Source organism: Streptomyces sp. NEAU-174, assembly GCF_052665095.1.
On the sequence record NZ_JBQTCE010000001.1, the window covers coordinates 494967 to 512016 of the forward strand.

At 71.9% G+C, this 17050-nt stretch carries 17 protein-coding genes; 12 read left to right on the forward strand and 5 right to left on the reverse strand.

All coding sequences use genetic code 11. The features are described 5' to 3' along the window. The first annotated feature begins 24 nt into the window (after positions 1 to 24). From ACT2CW_RS01995 to ACT2CW_RS02030, 8 genes are all read left to right on the forward strand, one after another. Positions 25 to 1596 (forward strand): hypothetical protein, encoded by a 1572-nt coding sequence (locus tag ACT2CW_RS01995; RefSeq protein ID WP_445515282.1) that lies wholly within the window; start codon positions 25 to 27, stop codon positions 1594 to 1596. 224 nt (positions 1597 to 1820) lie between these two features. Beyond that, positions 1821 to 2252, forward strand: coding sequence for a hypothetical protein (locus ACT2CW_RS02000; RefSeq protein WP_164435132.1), 432 nt, complete (start codon positions 1821 to 1823; stop codon positions 2250 to 2252). Between the two features lie 2 nt (positions 2253 to 2254). Then, the gene (locus tag ACT2CW_RS02005) at positions 2255 to 4171 is read left to right on the forward strand and encodes a PAS domain S-box protein (RefSeq protein WP_445515283.1); all 1917 of its coding nucleotides are present in this window, start codon (positions 2255 to 2257) and stop codon (positions 4169 to 4171) included. Continuing rightward, positions 4168 to 4857, forward strand: a complete 690-nt coding sequence (locus tag ACT2CW_RS02010) for a response regulator (RefSeq protein WP_445515284.1) — start codon at positions 4168 to 4170, stop codon at positions 4855 to 4857. Before ACT2CW_RS02005 ends, ACT2CW_RS02010 begins: the two co-directional genes overlap by 4 nt. 351 nt (positions 4858 to 5208) lie before the next feature. After that, positions 5209 to 5841 (forward strand): phosphatase PAP2 family protein, encoded by a 633-nt coding sequence (locus tag ACT2CW_RS02015; RefSeq protein ID WP_445515285.1) that lies wholly within the window; start codon positions 5209 to 5211, stop codon positions 5839 to 5841. A 5-nt stretch (positions 5842 to 5846) separates the two neighbouring features. Beyond that, the gene (locus ACT2CW_RS02020) at positions 5847 to 6536 is read left to right on the forward strand and encodes a response regulator (protein WP_037955385.1); all 690 of its coding nucleotides are present in this window, start codon (positions 5847 to 5849) and stop codon (positions 6534 to 6536) included. Beyond that, positions 6533 to 8749 carry a GAF domain-containing protein gene (locus ACT2CW_RS02025; RefSeq protein WP_445515286.1) on the forward strand — a complete coding sequence of 739 codons (2217 nt, stop codon included), beginning with the start codon at positions 6533 to 6535 and terminating at the stop codon, positions 8747 to 8749. The genes ACT2CW_RS02020 and ACT2CW_RS02025 overlap by 4 nt, the downstream gene beginning before the upstream one ends. A 99-nt stretch (positions 8750 to 8848) precedes the next feature. Beyond that, positions 8849 to 9832: a polyprenyl synthetase family protein gene (locus ACT2CW_RS02030; protein WP_445515287.1), complete on the forward strand. Its 984-nt coding sequence runs from the start codon at positions 8849 to 8851 to the stop codon at positions 9830 to 9832. On the opposite strand, the gene ACT2CW_RS02035 is transcribed toward ACT2CW_RS02030, so the two are convergent. The 3 genes from ACT2CW_RS02035 to ACT2CW_RS02045 are packed head-to-tail and all read right to left on the reverse strand — an operon-like array spanning position 9807 to position 11683. Beyond that, complete coding sequence (locus ACT2CW_RS02035; RefSeq protein ID WP_445515288.1) at positions 9807 to 11120, reverse strand: glycosyl hydrolase family 8; 1314 nt, start codon at positions 11118 to 11120, stop codon at positions 9807 to 9809. The two genes, ACT2CW_RS02030 and ACT2CW_RS02035, sit on opposite strands and share 26 nt — an antisense overlap. Beyond that, positions 11117 to 11287, reverse strand: coding sequence for a hypothetical protein (locus ACT2CW_RS02040; RefSeq protein ID WP_414084299.1), 171 nt, complete (start codon positions 11285 to 11287; stop codon positions 11117 to 11119). Before ACT2CW_RS02040 ends, ACT2CW_RS02035 begins: the two co-directional genes overlap by 4 nt. 39 nt (positions 11288 to 11326) lie before the next feature. After that, positions 11327 to 11683, reverse strand: a complete 357-nt coding sequence (locus ACT2CW_RS02045) for a PRC-barrel domain-containing protein (protein WP_445515289.1) — start codon at positions 11681 to 11683, stop codon at positions 11327 to 11329. Positions 11684 to 11847: 164 nt separating this feature from the next. Here ACT2CW_RS02045 and ACT2CW_RS02050 point away from each other — a divergent pair, with 164 nt between their 5' ends. Continuing rightward, positions 11848 to 12015 carry a hypothetical protein gene (locus ACT2CW_RS02050; protein ID WP_020870302.1) on the forward strand — a complete coding sequence of 56 codons (168 nt, stop codon included), beginning with the start codon at positions 11848 to 11850 and terminating at the stop codon, positions 12013 to 12015. Between the two features lie 204 nt (positions 12016 to 12219). Here ACT2CW_RS02050 and ACT2CW_RS02055 read toward each other — a convergent pair whose 3' ends face one another. After that, positions 12220 to 13119 carry an RNA polymerase sigma factor SigF gene (locus ACT2CW_RS02055; protein WP_445515669.1) on the reverse strand — a complete coding sequence of 300 codons (900 nt, stop codon included), beginning with the start codon at positions 13117 to 13119 and terminating at the stop codon, positions 12220 to 12222. A gap of 92 nt (positions 13120 to 13211) precedes the next feature. Next, a complete protein-coding gene (locus ACT2CW_RS02060; RefSeq protein WP_445515290.1) occupies positions 13212 to 14513 on the reverse strand; it encodes an MFS transporter in 1302 nt (433 codons plus the stop codon). A 107-nt stretch (positions 14514 to 14620) separates the two neighbouring features. Between ACT2CW_RS02060 and ACT2CW_RS02065 the strand changes: the two genes are divergently transcribed. From ACT2CW_RS02065 to ACT2CW_RS02075, 3 genes are all read left to right on the forward strand, one after another. Beyond that, on the forward strand, positions 14621 to 15007 hold the full coding sequence (locus ACT2CW_RS02065) for an ArsR/SmtB family transcription factor (protein WP_414084302.1): 387 nt from the start codon (positions 14621 to 14623) through the stop codon (positions 15005 to 15007). Positions 15008 to 15130: 123 nt separating this feature from the next. Then, positions 15131 to 15811, forward strand: a complete 681-nt coding sequence (locus ACT2CW_RS02070; protein ID WP_445515291.1) for a DUF4232 domain-containing protein — start codon at positions 15131 to 15133, stop codon at positions 15809 to 15811. A gap of 100 nt (positions 15812 to 15911) precedes the next feature. Next, complete coding sequence (locus ACT2CW_RS02075; RefSeq protein ID WP_164435116.1) at positions 15912 to 16952, forward strand: methyltransferase; 1041 nt, start codon at positions 15912 to 15914, stop codon at positions 16950 to 16952. The last annotated feature ends 98 nt before the right edge of the window (positions 16953 to 17050 follow it).

Below are 17050 nucleotides of genomic sequence, written 5' to 3' on the forward strand. Positions count from 1 at the left end.
CCATGGGAAGAGGAGGTGAAGGCCATGCCTGAGTACGACGACGACTGGGATGTTCCGGAGGACAGGGATGATCCCGAGAACGAGGAGGATATCGTCGAGGACGAGGATATTCCCGAGGACGAGGACGTCCCCGACGAGGAGGACATCCTCGAGGAGGAAATCCCCGACGAGGAAAGCACCCTCGACGAGGAGAACATCCCCGACGAGGGGAACACCCTCGACGAGGAGGACACCCCCGCCGGTGACAAGAAGAAGAAGCTCACCTGGAAGACCGTCCTGCTCGCACTCGTGGTCTTCGCGATCGTCGGATCGCTCGTCCAGGTGGTCGCGCGCGGCGGCTTCGGAGGCGCCTTGAACACCACCGGCAGCGGAGGCGGCGGCGCCCCGAAGAAGGAGCATCACTCCCGGCAGGAGCAGCAGATACGCCCGCCCAAGCAGCCCAAGACCATCAGGCTGGGCAACCAGCGGGTCCCCCAGGCGTCCGGCCCGATCATCGTGATCAACCCGGGCCTGGTCACCCCCGGCGGCAGCGCCGCGGTCGAGGGCGGCGGCTTCGACAAGAAGGCCACCGTGGACATCCTGCTCAAGGCCCGGAAGTCGGACACCAAGGGCCGCGCCATCGGCAGCGTGCGCTCGGACAAGTTCGGGTCGATCTACGCCCGGTTCACCATGCCCGATAACGCGGGCAACCGGCCCGCGACGCTGGTCGCCCAGCAGCGCGGCAGCAGCAAGACGGCGGAGGCCAAGGTGATCACCGGGGGCGCCGTCGGCACCGCCAAGATCAACAAGATGGTGGGCCGACCCGGCGACGTGGTGACGGTCACCGCCCGCGGCTTCCGCCCGGGTGAGCCGATCGACGTCTTCTGGGGCCGGACCACCGGTATCCCGGTCACCACGCTGCACACCGACAGCAGCGGTGGCGTGGGCCAGGCGGCGATCAAGGTGGGCGTGGCCCCGACCGGCTCCAGCACCCTGGTCCTGGTGGGCAAGCGCAGCAAGACCACGGCCACCGCGCCGTTCCAGATGCTGGCCATGTACCCGTCGATGAAGTCCAAGCCGTACGCGCTCAAGGCCGGCCAGCGGATCACGCTGTCCGCCAACAAGTTCGCGCCCGGCGAGCGGGTGCTGGTCTACATCAACTCCACCGGCGGTCTGCCGGCCTTCACCGCCCAGGCGAACGGCATGGGCCAGATCCGCGACGTGGCGTTCAACGTGCCGTTCGGCCTCAAGGGGCGGCAGACGCTGATGGCGATCGGCGACCAGAGCCGGGCCGTGGTCCGCTCGGGCTTCACCGTGCTGCCGTACACCCCGTCCGCCGAGCCCAGCGCCTTCGGCGGCAGGGCGGGCACCACGCTCAGCTTCTACGTCGCGGGGTTCGCCCCGGGCGAGACGGTGACCGCCTACGCCGGTTCGGGCTCGAAGGCCCAGCGCAAGATCGGGACCTTCCAGGTGGACAGCCGGGGCAAGGCGGCGGCCGTGGGCTCGTACAAGATCACTCCGGCGGATGAGAGCGGTGTGTCCTTCCAGCTCATCGGCCAGAAGAGCGGTGGCGTCGCCAGGGCGAGCATCAACATGTCCCAAGGCCGCGGGGATTAGGGGCCGCGAGTGGCGCCGAGGGAGAACGTGGGCCGGGCCGTGCCGCCCGCCGGACGAAGAGCGCCGGACAGCGGCGGAGAGCGGCGGAGAGCGGCGGAGAGCGGCGGACACGGCCGGGAAACAGGCCCACGTTCCAGGGAGCGACCGGCCGCCGACGGCCGTGGGGCGGCCCACCCGGGCGGCTCACCAGTTCCGTAGATGTACCATGCGTCCTGGAGTGTCCTATGAGCGTAATTTTCGGCCCTAACTCACGAAGAGTCCTACAATTCCTGACCCATATCGAGGACCTCTCCCCGGAGGAGATCGATCGGGTGGCCGATCTGTGGAAGCAGACGTCCAGCCAGACCCGCGCCGAGGGCTGGGCGGTGGTCCACCGCACCACCACGCCCGAGGAGCGGTACCGGATCCTGGTCGCCGCCTCGGTGGCGCGCCGGGCCGCCCTGGACGCCGCGCGGAACCACGAGAAACACGACTGGGCCTTCTGGGCCGCGGTCTGGGACGCCGCGACCGCGGTCGCCGTCTGCGACCGCATCGGAAGCCACTACAACGTGCTGGTCGCGCCACTGGCCGCGGTCATGCCCTCGCTGGCGCACTGCCGGCGCGATGAATTCGAGCCCCGCGAGTTGCAGGGCGCCGTCCTCAAGGGAGGTGGGTAGCGATGGGCGACAACCGGATCGCCGTTGTGGTGGCCGATGACGACCCGGCCGTCCGCGAGGCGCTCGCCGACCTCATCGACTCCCACCCGGACCTGGAGCTGGTGGGCCTGGCCATCAACCATGAGCAGGCCGTGCGCGCGGCGGTGGACCACCGCCCACAGGTCGTGATCATGGATGTGCACATGCCCAGAGGCGACGCCCCCGGCAGCGTCCGGGCCATCCGCGACCAGGTCCCCGGGGCCCGGGTGGTGGCCCTGTCCGCCCACGGCGAACGCGAGACCGTGCTGAACATGCTCGCCGTCGGGGCCAGCGGCTATCTGGTCAAGGGCACCCCCGCCGAGGAGATCCTGGAGGCGATCGTCCGGGCCGCGCGCGATCAGTTCAGCATGTCCGCCGAGCTGCTCGTCGACTGCGCCGAACCGCTGCGCCGCGCCGAGCGCGCCTCCTGGCGGTTCGAGGACCTGGTCGGCAACCGGCTGGAGGACTCGTACCTGGAGCTGCTCGGCCACGCGCCCTGCGGAGTGCTCGTGGTCGGCCCCCGGGGCCGGATCGAGTACGCCAACGCCCACATCCGGCACATGTTCGGCTACGGCTCGGCCGAGCTGCGCGACAAGCGGCTGCGGGACCTCGTCCCCGAGCGCTACCGCACCGCCTCCGAGCAGCTGATCGGCCGGGTCTTCACCACACCGTCCGCGATGAGCGGCCGCCGCCGCGACGGCAGCGAGTTCCCCGCCCAGTTCAGCGGCGGCCATCTCCAGGGCCGGCAACCCCGCGGAGTGGTCTTCATCGCCGACCTCAGCCAGCTGCGGGCGGCCGAGAGCCGGTTCCGCCAGCTCATCGAGTCCTCCCCGGACGCGATGCTGATCGTGGACTCCAGCGGCCGGATCCAGGCGGCCAACCACCGCACCGAGGCGCTCTTCGGCTACGACCGCGACCATCTGATCGGCCGGGCCGTGGAGGCGCTGCTGCCCGACCAGCCGCTCACCGTCTCGCTGCGCGAATGGGACGACAGCCTGGAGGAGCCGGTCGGCCACAGCATGGAGCTGGTCGGGCGGCGCAGCGACGCCAAGCAGTTCCCCGCCGACGTCAGCATCAGCCCGCTGCGTACGGAGGAGGGCCTGCTCACCGTCCTGACCGTCCGCGACATCACCGAGGTGCAGCGCGCCCAGTTCGTCCTGGAGCGCAGCCTGGAGCTGCTGGAGGTCACCGACCGCGACCGCCAGGCGCTGCTCAGCCATCTGGTCCACGCCCAGGAGGCCGAGCGCGGCCGGATCGCCGCCGACATCCACGACGACACCATCCAGGTGATCACCGCCGCCAGCCTCCGCCTCCAGCAGCTGCGCAGGCGGCTGCGGGACCCGGACGAGCAGCGGGTGATGGACAAGCTGGACGAGACCCTGAAGCTCTCGCTCAGCCGGCTGCGCCAGCTGATCTTCGACCTGCGGCCGTCCAGCCTGGAGCACGGCTGTCTGGCCGGGGCGCTGCGCGGCCTGCTGGAGCAGATACGCACCGAGACCGGCGTCACCTACCGGCTGGAGGACCGGCTCACCGCCCATCCCCCGGCCGAGACGATGGCGCTGATCTACCGGACCGCCCAGGAGGCGCTGGTGAACGTGCGCAAGCACGCCCACGCCAAGACGGTCCATGTGCAGCTGCTCGGGCTCGACGACGGCTGCCTGGTGCGGATCGTCGACGACGGCGAGGGCTACAACCCGCTCGAGGTGGAGTCCCGCCCCGGCCACCTCGGGCTCTCCCTGATCCAGGAGCGGGCCCAGATCGCGGGCGGCTGGTGCCGGATCGAGAGCGAACCCGGCTCCGGCACCACCGTGGAGTTCTGGGTGCCGCTCGGCACTCCCCCGGACGCGGCGCTCGCCGCTCCCGACTCGCCCGACTCCCCCGAAGGGGACCCGCAGCCGTGACCGCACCTCCCGAACTGACGAAGGTGCTGATCGTCGAGGACCACCGGGTGGTGGCCGAGGGGCTGTGGGCCCTGCTGGCCGAGTACTCGGATCTGACGGTGGTCGGCTGGGCCGACTCGGTCGCCGAGACCGTGCCGATGGCCAAGGAGCTGAAGCCCGATGTGGCACTGGTCGACTTCCGGCTGCCCGACGGCACCGGGGCCGACGCGGCCGGCGGCATCCGGGCCCATGACCCGTCCGTCGCCATCGTGATCCTGAGCGCCGACGCCAGCGACTCGGCGCTGCTGGCCGCCGTGGAGGCGGGCGCCTGCGGCTATCTGCTGAAGTCGGCGAGCGGGGACGAGATCGCGTCCGCCATCCGCTCGGCCGCCGAGGGCGAGACCCTCATCCCGGCCAGCACGCTGGTGGAGGTGCTGGCACGGCACCGCGAGGACGCGCGGTCCACCGCCGAGCAGACCGAGCGCCTGGAGAGCCTGACCCCGCGCGAGCAGGAGATCCTCACGCTGATGAGCCACGGCCTGGACAACCGCGCCGTCGCGGAGCGGCTGAGCATCAGCTACGCCACGGTGCGCACCCATGTGCGCAGGATCCTGGAGAAGCTGGAGGCGCGCTCGCAGCTGGAGGCGGTCGCGAAGGCCGCCGAATTCGGCTTCAAGCCCGCGCAGCCGGAGGGGCCGCAGGAGTGAGGAGGGGCGAGGACGGGTGAGGAGGAGTGAGTGACGGGCTGAGCTGACCCGTGTCCGCCTTCGGTACGGCGGTGGCCCTGGCCCCCTCTGGTGGGGGCCGTTTGCGTGTCGCCGTACGGGTTCCCCTGGACGGGCCCGTACGGATGGGGGCGGGACCACCTGGGGCGCCCGGGGCGGGGCAGCCGGGGGCAACCGTGGGGCAGGGCAGCCCGGGCCAAATGGGACGACAAGTCCCCCTTCGGATGGAATCGCGGAGCTACCGAGACGGGTTCCCTCCTCATGCGAGTCCCTATGCGAGTCCCTGGACGGATCCGATGCCCGCTCAGCCGCGGGCAGACGATCGCCTTCCTGGTGACCGCCGCCTGTTACGCGGCGGTCCTCACGGCCGTCCTCACCGGCTCGCAGCTCGTCCGGTTCGACTGGCAGGTGGCCCTGTTCAAGCCGTACGCACAGTGGCCGCGGGTCCGGCCGGTGCTGGACGCCTTCGTCATCACCGGCCAGCGCGGCCCCACCGCCCTGGCCGCCCTGGCCTGGGCCGTCTGGCGCGGCGGCCGGACCCGGAGCCTCCGTCCGCCGCTGGTCCTGGGCGTGGCGCTGCTGCTGCTCAACGTGAGCGTCGGCGCCGTCAAGATCCTCACCGGGCGGCTGGGCCCGTACGACGCCCGGACCCCCGGGTCCGCCGAGCTCTTCCACGGCGGCATGGTCTTCCCCTCCGGTCATACCGCGAACGCCGTCGTCGTCTGGGGCACCCTCGCCTATCTCGCCGGTCGCCACCGGCTGACGGGCGCGCTGGTCGCCTGCGTGATGGCCGTCGGCATCGGTCTGACCACCGTCTATCTGGGCACCCACTGGGTCAGTGACGTCCTGGGCGGATGGGCGGCGGGCGTCCTCGTCCTGCTGGCCCTCCCGCTCTTCGAACCGCTGATCGCGACCGTTTCCGCGTATGTCTCCGCCCGTGCGGCGGGGTACTCCATGGGCAGGTGAACCAAGTGGCGCTTCGCGTGCTGATCGCAGACGACCATGCGGTGGTCCGGCAGGGCCTGCGCATGATCCTTGGCCTCGACAACGACATCAAGGTGGTCGGCGAGACGACCAATGGCCGGGAAGCCGTGCGGCTGGCCCGGGAGCTGTGCCCCGACGTCGTCCTGATGGATCTGCTGATGCCGGTGATGGACGGCGTATCCGCCACGGCGGAGATCCGCCAGGACCTCCCCGAGGTCGAGGTGGTGGCGCTGACCAGCTCCCTCGACGACGCCATGGTCATGGGCGCGGTCCGGGCGGGCGCCATCGGCTTCCTGCTGAAGAACGCCGAGGCCGACGACCTCCGCAACGCGGTGAAGGCCGCGGCCGCGGGCCAGATCCATGTCTCTCCCGCCGCGATCTCCCGGCTGATGGGCCAGGTCAGGGAGCCCAGCGGCCCGGAGCAGCTCACCGAGCGGGAGACCGAGGTGCTGACCATGCTCGCGCGCGGCAAGGCCAACAAGGAGATCGCCCACGATCTGCGGATCGGCCAGCAGACGGTGAAGACGTATGTGAGCCACATCCTGACCAAGCTCGGGGTGCACAGCCGGACCCAGGCGGCGGTCTACGCGGTGCAGTCCGGCCTGGTGCCCGCGGGTGAGCTCACCCCTCCGGAAGCAGTGGAGTCGACGACGAGGGAGCAGTGGTGGTCGGCGTGATCAGTACACGATGGACCCCGACCCGGCGGAGACGGAGCGCCACCGCGCTCGCCGAGGTCACCCAACACATCCTGGCGGGCGAGACCGCCGACGCCACGCTCCGGCTGATCGCCCGCCGGGTGCGGGAGCTCCTGGGCGCCGATATGGCCCGGGTGATGGTGCTGGAGCCGGGCGACGTCCTGACGATACGGGCCACCGACGGCGCCCCGTGGACCGCGCCGAGCGGACCGCTGACGCCCGGCGGCTCCTCCCCCGCCCGCCAGGCGATCCGGGCCGGACGGCCCACGGTCTCCGGCGCCGAACGGCGGCCGCGCCGCCGCGGCCGGGACCCCCGGCACGCGGTCCCGGCCTCGGTGCTGGACGTGCCGCTGCTGGTACGCGGCCACCCCGTGGGGGTGATCGAGGTGGCGAACCGCGGCGGGGGGCGCCGGCTCAGCCACGCCGATGTGAGCACCGTGGGGCTCTTCGCGACGGCCGCGGGCCACGCGGTCGCCCAGATCCGGCACCGGGAGCATCTGCGGCGGCTGGCGTCGGCGGCGGCGGCCGGACCGGGCACCAACGGTTCCGGGGGCGCTTCCTCGGGGCCCCCGGATCCTTCGGGGGCGTCGGTGGCACCGGGGGCCGTGGGGCCATCGGGATTCGCCGGGGCTGCCGGGGCTTCGGGGTTTGCCGGGGCCGCCGGGGCCTCGGGGTTTGCCGGGGCCGCCGGGGCCTCGGGGCCCGCCGGGACTTCGGGGTCCACCGGGACTTCGGGGTCCGCCGGGGCCTCCGGGACTTCCGGGTCGGCCGCGACCGCTGGGGCTTCGGGGTCCGCCGGGACTTCGGGGTCCGCCGGGACTTCGGGATTCGCCGGGCCCGCCGGGGCCGCCGGGACTTCCGGGTCTGCCGGGCCCACCGGGGCTTCGGGGTCCTCCGGCTCTTCGGGGTCCGCCGGGGCCTCCGAGACTTCCGGGTCGGCCGCGACCGCTGGGGCTTCGGGGTCCGCCGGGACTTCGGGATTCGCCGGGCCCTCCGGTTCTTCGTGGGGCTCGTCCGGCCCCTCGGTGTTCCCCCGTCCCTCCGGCCCCTGCGTACGGCGGACCCTGGACTCCCTGGCCGCGGGCGCGGTGGCCCGTACCGGCGCCGCGAGCTGCACGGTCTATCTGCTGGAGCCCGGCCCGTCGGCGAATCTGCGCCTGGTCGGCGGCGGCCACGGCCACACCCCGCCGTCGCGGAAACCGGCGCTGGAGGCGATCGGCGGGGCCGCGCCCGTCATCCACGGCGGCGGCCGTACCGGCGCGGACGGCGAGGGCCCCGCGCGCGGCGCGGTGGCCGCGTGGCCGCTGCTGCGCGAATCCACCGCGATCGGCGCGATGTGCTGCCACTTCCCGCCCGGCCGCGACCCCGGCGAGGCGGACATCACCCTCCTGGAAGTGATCGCGGGGCATGCGTCGTGCGCGGTGGAGAACGACCGGCAGCGGGCGGCCACCCAGGACAAGGCCGTCCACGAGGAGCGGCATCGCATCTCGCGCGAGCTCCACGACTCGGTCTCCCAGGCGCTCTACGGCATCGCGCTGGGCGCCCGTACCGCCCGCGAGATGCTGGAGCGCGACATCGACAGCGCGGAGCCGGCGGAGGGCCGGACCGGGACGTCGAGCCCTGCGCGGGCGCCGGGCCGGGTCGATCCGGTGGCGGGACACGAGCCCGCCGGGGAGGTCGTGGACCTCGCCGAGCTGGCCGAACTCGCCGAGCCCATCGAGTACATACGGCGGCTCGCGGACGCCGCGATCGCCGAGACCCGGACCCTGCTGTGCCGGCTGCGGCCCGAATCGCTGGAGACCGAGGGCCTGGTGGCCGCGCTCACCCAGCATGTCGAGGCGCTCCGGGCCCGGTACGGGATCGCCACCGAGGCGAAGCTGGACGCCGAACCGGAGACCACACCGGAGGCCAAGCACGCCCTGTACCGGATCGCCCAGGAGTCGCTGCACAACGTCGCCAAGCATTCGCAGGCCCGGAACGTACGGCTCCATCTGCTCAACGAACCGGGCGCCATCACCTTGACGGTCGCCGACGACGGCGTGGGCTTCGACTGCAAGGGCTCCTTCCCCGGCCATCTCGGACTGCTCTCCATGCGGGAGCGGGCCCGTGAGGTGGGCGGCACGCTGAACGTGGACAGCCGCCCCGGACAGGGAAGTCGCATCCGGGCCAGGATCCCGGCCGCGCCGGACTCCTGATCCGGCGCCCTGGGCCCACGTGCTGACGACGTCCTGAAACCGGTCGCCGATGACACGCCCTCAAGCCCACGACTGACGACATATGAGACATTTCTGTCCATGCAGCCGACCGTGCGGGACCACGCGCTGGCGGACGGCCTCCGGGCCGGTCAAGCGGCGGTGGAAGAGGGCCTGTTGCGGGCCACCAAGAGCGATGTGCCGTTCATCACCCAGGCCGCGCGGGAGCTGACGCGCACGGCCGGGCGACGGCTCCGGCCGCTGCTGGTGCTGCTGGCGGCGCGGTTCGGCGACCCCGGCGCACCGGGCGTGGTGCCCGCCGCCGTGGTCGTCGAGCTGACCCATCTCGCCACCCACTACCACGACGACGTCCGGGACGAGGCGGCCGTACGGCGCGACGCCCCGCGCCCGGACGCCAACTGGGACAACACGGTGGCGGTGCTCACCGGCGACTTCCTCTTCGCCCGCGCCTCGCACATCCTGGCCGACCTGGGGCCGGAGGCCGTACGGATCCAGGCCCAGGCGTTCCGGCGGCAGGTCACCGGCCAGATCCTGGAGACGACCGGACCGTGCGAGGGCCGCGACCCCGTCGAGCACCATCTGGACGTGCTGGCGAGCCGGACCGGCTCACTGACCGCCGTCTCCGGACGGCTGGGCGCGCTGGCCTCGGGTGCGGATCCGAGCGTCGCGGACGCGCTCGCGCGGTACGGCGAACGGCTGGGCGTGGCGAGCCATCTCGCCGACGAGGTGGCGGCCCCGACCGCCCGCCGCCCCACCCTGCCCGTCCTGCTGCTGGCGGGGGCCGCGGACCCCGCGGACCGGGAGCTGCACGAGCTGCTCACCGGGCTCGCCGAGCGGGCGGGGCCCACCGAGCGGGCGGGGCACGCGGACGCGGTGGGGCACTCGGACGCGGTGGCGCGGCTGCGCACCCATCCGGTCCTGGACCGGGCCCGTGAGGAGACCGCCCGTCAGGCCGACGCGGCCCGCGCGGCCCTGTCGACGCTGCCCGGCTGCCCGGCGCGGGACGTCCTGGAGTCGCTCTGCGAGACGGTCGTCGCCCTTACGGCACCCAGTAGTTGTGGCTGACCACCAGCATCGACTGGAGCTGCACCCCCGCCGCGTAGGCGCGGGCCGGATCGGGCGGGGCGGCGCACATCCGCGCCCACAGCGCGTCCAGCCAGCCCTGCGCCGCCCCGGCCGCTTCGTGGTCCGCGCTCCCGTCCGCGCCCTCGCCCCCGCCCGTGCCCTCGTCCTCGCCCGTGCCCTCGCCCCCGCCCGTGCCCTCGTCCTCGCCCGTGCCCTCGCCCTCGCCCTCCGTCAGCGCGGCGACCGCGAAGGGCGCGACGAAGGCGGGTGAGCCCAGGTCCCCATAGGCCGTGCCGTCGAGTCGGTATCCACTCCGGATCCGTCCGGGATCGCCGCCCGTCGCCGCCCTCGCCCAGCGGCTGAGCCCCCGCGCGGCCGCCCGGGTGCGTGCGTCGCCGCTGGTCACCGCGTCGGCGCCGAGCCGCCAGGGGACGCGGCAGGCGTTCCAGTGGTAGTCGCCGTCATGCGGGCTCTCCAGGACCTGCCCCGGCGCGGGCCTCGGCTCGCCGGACGTGGTGTCCACGACGAAGTCGGGGAGCAGCCCGGTGGCCGGGGCATGGCGGGCGCGCAGCTCCCCGGCCAGCGACAGCTGCGCGTCCAGCACCTCGTCCCACCGCGGATCGCCGGTGGCCGCCCGGAACGCCCGGAAGTGGTCCGGCATCCAGTCCGACGTACGGGAGACCTCGTCATAGCGGCCCGAGGACCAGTCGCCGAGCCTGGTCAGCCGGGTGGTGGAGTGCACCTCGCACTCCATGACGGCGTCGATCCGCCGCACCGCGAGCGCCTCGTAGTCGTAGCCGTGGCCGCCGCACCCGCCATGGCCGCTGCCCCACTGCCGGTCCGCGAGCAGCAGCCCGTACGCGATGTCGAGGTCGCCGTCGGTCGCCGAGTCCCGTCCCCCGACATCCCGGCCCCCGGCGTCCTGCTGGGCGGCGTGCAGATCGGGGTGGTGCACGGAGGGGTGGGCCAGGACATACCGGAGGATGCCGTCGAAGAGGGCGTGGGCGTCGGGGTCGGCGCCCGCCATCAGCGCGGTGATCACCAGTCCGTAGCCCTGGGCCTCGGCCACGAAGGGGTACGCCGCGTCGGGGGTGAACACCGCGCACCGGCCCCCGCCGCCCACCTCGTCGCCCGACCGCAGGAAGTACGCCTTCCACAGCTCGTAGTGGTCCAGGACCCGCCGGTCGGCCGCCGCCGGGTCGCCGTCGCGGGTGGGCCGGAGCGTGCCGGGGGCGTACGGGACGGCATGCGCCCCGAAGGGGACGCGGGCCTCGGCGCGTCCCGTCATCGGAGCCGACGCCGCCGGCCCCGCCGTGCCAGCCGCACCAGCCCGAAGACGATGTCGGCCACCAGCACCACCACACCGATGACCAGCAGATAGCCCAGACCGTGCACCACCCAGCCGATGAGGCCGAGCACGATGGCCACGATCACCAGGAACAGGAAGAGCGCCACCGCCGACACCTCTCCTCGGTCGTCACGAGTCCTCGGCCATCAGCGGCGCGCGAGCTGCCGCCCGCCGCCCGGACCCGACTGGTACGTCTTCCCGTAGTGCTGGAAGATCGCCCCCTCCTGCTCCGCGGGCAGCACATCGTCCAGGCCGAGCGCGGGTGCCTTCTTCACCAGCGACCGCGTGTAGGAGACCTTCACATAGCCTGGCCCGACCACCGCGTCGTCCACGGGGACGAACACCAGACGGTGACGGGTGGGCAGTCCGGTGCGGACGGTGGCCATGGCGGGCTCGTCGGTGGACGTGGCCACGTAGATCGCCTCGAGCACCCCGATCTTGCGGCCCTGCTCATCGACGACATCCTGGTCGCGCCACTCACGGATATCGGCTGGCTGGATCATGACGTATCACCCTCTGACCTCTGCCCTTCCAGCCTGCCTCCGCTCACCGTGGGACGCCACGCCATCCGGCCACCAGGAGTAACCGAGTGTTCGAAAGAGCATGAATTGATCAGGTGTGCCGGATTCCCGGAGGGGTACTCGGCGCGGCGAGGAGGTTGGTAATCATGGTCCCCCTGCTTGTCGTTCTACTTCTCGCCCTGCTGCTCTTCGGCGCCGGATTCGCCCTGAAGGCTCTGTGGTGGATCGCGGTCATCGTGCTCGCCGTCTGGCTGATCGGCTTCATCGCCCGGCCGACGGTCGGCGGCCGGCGAGGGCGGTGGTACCGCTGGTAGCCCGAAGTCGGCACAGATAAACCACAACGCGATACCGAAGGGGCCCGGCCGGAGAAATCTCCGGCCGGGCCCCTTCGGTCGTGTTCTGTTGTGATCAGCAGCGTCGTGATCAGCAGCGCGGCGGCAGTGCCCCTTCGTACGGCCCCTTCCCACGCGGGCCTACTCCTCGCGGACCTACTCCTCGCGGACCTACTCCTCGCGGACCTACTCCTCGGTGAGCATTCCGCGCCGCAACCGGCCGAGCGCACGGCTGAGCAGCCGGGAGACATGCATCTGGGAGACGCCGAGCTCGGTGCCGATCTCGGACTGCGTCATCTCCTCGCCGAACCGCATCTGAAGAATGCGGCGGTCCCGCTCACCGAGCTGCTCCACCAGCGGCTTGAGCGCGTGCAGGTTCTCCACGGCCTCCATGGCCGGGTCGACGTCGCCGAACCGGTCCGCGTACGTGGTCACGCGGGCGGCGCCGCCCTCCTGGTCCGCGGGCGCGTCCAGCGAGGTGGTGAGATAGCCGTTGCTGGCCACCAGTCCGTCGACGACCTCGTCCTCGCTCAGCCGCAGATGCTCCGCGAGCTCGGCCGTGGTGGGCGACCGGTCCAGCCGCTGGAACAGCTCCTCGTTCGCCTTGGCGAGGTCGATCCGCAACTCCTGGAGCCGGCGGGGGACATGCACCGCCCAGCTGGTGTCGCGGAAGAACCGCTTGATCTCGCCGACGATGTACGGAACGGCGAAGGTGGTGAACTCCACCTCACGGCTCAGGTCGAACCGGTCGATCGCCTTGATCAGCCCTATGGTGCCGACCTGGACGATGTCCTCCATCTCCACCGAGCGGTTGTGGAACCGCCGGGCGGCGTACCGCACCAGCGACAGATTGAGCTCGATGAGGGTGTTCCGCACGTACTGGTACTCGTGCGTCCCCTCCTCCAGCTCCGTCAGCCGATCCAGGAACGTCTTGGTCAGCGCGCGTGCGTCCTTGGGCGCCACCTTTGCCGGATCGTCCACCGTGGGCAGATCGACGGGGCCGGCGGTCTTGACTCCATCCACTGCAATGTCACTTACACGAACGTCATGTGCCTGCTCAGCTTCCGCTGCTGTCAGCATCGACATCGTCGCGGGTGCCGTGTCGTTCACCGTCGCACTCCCTGTATCGGCTGCATGCATAGGCTGATTGGGGTCCCGTCTACCCACCCTCCATGCCCTCATGCCTCTTTCCTCTGGCCAGGCGGAGGGCCGGTGAGCACCACCAGGCCCCCGACGAGGGCCAACGCCATGAGCACGGCCCCGAAGACGGTCGCCCCCGCCGTCAGCCCCACCGCGTCGCTGAGATAACCCGCCGTTACCGGCAGTACGCCCGCGGGCACATAGCCGCCGACGTTGAGTGCCGCGTTGGCCTCCGCCAGACGGCCCGGCGGAACACTGGAGTTGAGCAGCGACAACCCACCGAGCTGCCCCATCCCCTGGCCCGCCCCGGCCAGCAGCGCGGCGGCGACGAGCAGCGGCACGGAGGAGGCGCGGACGGCGGCGATGAGCGCGCCCATGCCGATCGTCGTACTGACCGCACCGGCGAGGAGGATCGTCCGCCGGTCCAGCCGCTGGACCGCGAACTGCGCACCGGTCGCGGTCAGGAACATCACGAAGGCCATGGCCCCCGCGACCACGGGGCTGGTGGTGTCCAGCAACCCGGAGAGCAGCGACGGCCCGAGGGACAGCACGAAGGAGGTGGCGGTGATGCCGGGCGCGAAGACGGCGATGCCCATGAGGAGTTCCCCACCACTCCCCCGAGGCACCCCGGGAATCCGCACCCAGGCCCCGCTCGCCGGCACGGACCGCGGGGGCACGGACCGCGCGGGCACGGACCGTGCGAACGCGCACCGAGCAGGCACGGACCGCGCGGGCACACCGGAGGAACGACGCAACGGCATCCGCACCACGACCAGGACCGCCGCCACCAGCAACACCGCCTCCAAGGCGAACACCCCCTCGCCCAACACGCCCGCGAGCAACGGCCCAAGACCGGCCCCGAACACCATCGCGCACGAGGCCAACAGCGCCGCCAGCCGCCGTCGCCCCGGCCCGGCCACATCGGTCACCGCCGCCATTCCGGCGGAGACCACGGCGCCGACCGCGATCCCGCTGAACAGCCGCGCCACGAGCAGCGCGACCACGCTCGACGCACTCGCGAAGATCGCGCACGCCGCCAGCGCGAGCCCGAGCGCGGGCAGCAGCACGGGCTTCCGCCCCACCCGGTCCGAGACCACGCCCGAGACCAGCAGCGAACCGAGCAACCCGACGATGTAGCAGGCGAAGATCACCGTCAGGGTGCCCTTGGAGAACCCGATTTCCCGCTGCCACCGCACATACAGCGGTGTGGCCGCGTTCGAGAGGACGAACACCGCGGTCACCGGCCACGCGGCGGTCCACACCCACCGGGTGGCGACGCCGTCTTCCCCTCCGTCGGCCTCCCGCACCCCCGAGACCACCCCCGCCCGACTCCCGAACACGACGACTCCTCCCGATGAACACTCAGTACGACTTGAGTCGAACTTAGCATGCAGTACGATCGGACTCGTACAGAGAGTCGCGCACCGAGGACCCACAGGACCCGCCCATGACCCCCCGGACCACCGAAAGCGAACGCCCCGCCATCAAGGCGCTCCCCGAACCCCCGGACCTCCCGGCCCCGCTCCCGGAGCCGGCCGTGGAGGACATCCGCCTGGAGACGGTCCTGGCGGCGCTGAGCGATCCCCTCCGCCTCCGCATCGTGCGCAAACTCCTTCTCGAATCGGAGAAGTTCGACCACACCTGCGGCTGGTTCGGCCTCGACCGCCCCAAGTCCTCCCTCACCCACCACTTCAAGGCCCTCCGCGAGGCAGGCATCACCCGTCAGCGCCAATACGGCCTGGAGCGCCGCAGCCATGTCCGGGTCGCCGACCTCGACGCCCGCTTCCCCGGCCTCCTGGAGCTCGTGGCCGACTGGACCCCGCCGGAGCGGTGACGGCGGGCGTTAGTCGGGCGTTAGCGGATCGACAGCGACCGTTAAGGGAACGCCAGCGGCGGCCGACACCATGGATGGTGCGTGAGCAGGTACCGCACAAACCGGAAGCCCATGGGGGTCGTCATGTCGCACCACATTCTCAACCGCCGTATCCGTAAGGCCGGTGCGGCCGCGCTGATCGCCGCCGCCTCGGCCGTCGCCCTCACCGCCTGCGGGAGCAACGGCTCCTCGTCCGACGCCAAGGGGAGCTCCTCCTCCCACGCGTCGTCCGCCGCAAAGTCGTCGCAGTCGGACTCCTCGATCCACAGCCAGGCGGGCAACAAGACCGGCAAGCAGGCAACGGCCCTGGGCTCCGGCGCCAACCAGGCCCAGGCGGCCTCCGAATGCCAGCCGGGCACGCTGCGGGGGACCCTGGACTCCGCCGGCACCTCCCAGGCGGAGATGAACCACCGGGGCACCTTCCTGAAGGTGACCAACACCGGCGACGAGACCTGCGTGATCAGCGGCTACGCCGGGGTCGCCCTGGAGGGCGCCGGCCACACCGCCATCAAGACCACCGCCCGCCACGGCAGCACCTACTTCGCCACCGACCCGGGCACCCACCCGATCACCCTCGCCCCCGGCAAGAGCGCCTGGGCCGACCTGGTGTGGACCACCACCGGCGCCGGGACCGCCCACGCGAAGTACCTCCAGATCTCCCCGACGGGCAGCAACTCCCACAGCACGGTCGCCTTCAACCACGACCTGGACAACGGCACCCTCTCCCTGACCGCCTGGTCCGCCAAGCCGCCCATCAACGGCTGAACCCCCGAAGACCAGGGGCCGCCAGCGGCCTGCCATCGGGCTGCAAGCCCGAGTGCTCACGATGTGCCTGCCAGCAACCCGTTGACACAGGGAGTAGCACATGGAGAGCGCACCCGAGGGCATCGTCGACCTGCCCCCGATCGGCCCGGAGCCGATTCTGCGGCTCGCGACACTTGTCTGTCAGACCGAGGTGATGCACGCGGCCCTGGAGCTCGGCGTGTTCGGCTCCTTGGCCGAAGGCTCGCTGACCGAGCCCGAGCTGCGGGAGCGGCTGGGGCTGCATGAGCGGTTCTCGAAGGACTTCCTGGACGCGCTGGCCGGGCTCGGGCTGCTGATCAGGGTGGGGGACAGGTACCGGAACGCCCCGGTGGCCGGGCACTACCTGGTGCCCGGCCAGGGCGTGTATCTGGGGGACTATCCGCGGATGGTCACGGCGTCCTTCCAGCAGGCGTGGGGGCAGCTGTCGAGGGGGCTGCGCACCGGGAAGGTGGAGACCCAGCCCCGGGGCGGCTTCGTCGCCAAGTCCCACGAAGACCAGGCGCGCTTCAAGGTATATGCGGAGGTGATGGACCACCTCAGCACTCGGGTGGCCCGGGACTTCGCCGAGCGCTTCGACTGGAGCGGCTACAAGGACGTCGGGGACCTCGGTGGAGCCCGGGGGCATCTGGCGGCAGCGCTCCTTGAGGCGCATCCGCATCTGAGCGGCTACTGTTTCGAACCTCCCTCGGCCGAGCGCTACCTGAAGGGGCACATGGCCGAATTGGGCATGGCAGGCCGGGTGGGCTTCGTCGGCGGCGACCTGTTCACCGATCCGATCCCCGAGGCCGATGTCCTCGTCTACGGGCAGGTGCTGCACGGCTGGGAGGACGAGGAACGCCGGACGCTGGTGCGGCGGGCTCACGAGGCACTGCGGCCCGGCGGCATGCTGCTGGTCTACGACCGCATGATCGACGAAGAGCGCCGAGACCAGCAGCGACTGCTCTACAGCCTCTACATGCGTCTGGTCAGCCCCATGGGCTCGGAGTACCGGGCAGTGGACTGCGAGCGCTGGCTTCGTGAGGCGGGCTTCCCGGACGTCAGGTCGGAGCCGCTACTGAATACACACACGGTGGTGGTGGGCCTGAAGTCGAGGGAGGAGTAGGAGGGAGCTGAAGCCCGAGTTCCGGCGGCGGGGGGGGGGGGGGGGGGGGGGAAAAAACCCCCCCCCCCCTCCCCCCCCCTCCCCTCTTCCTCCCCCCC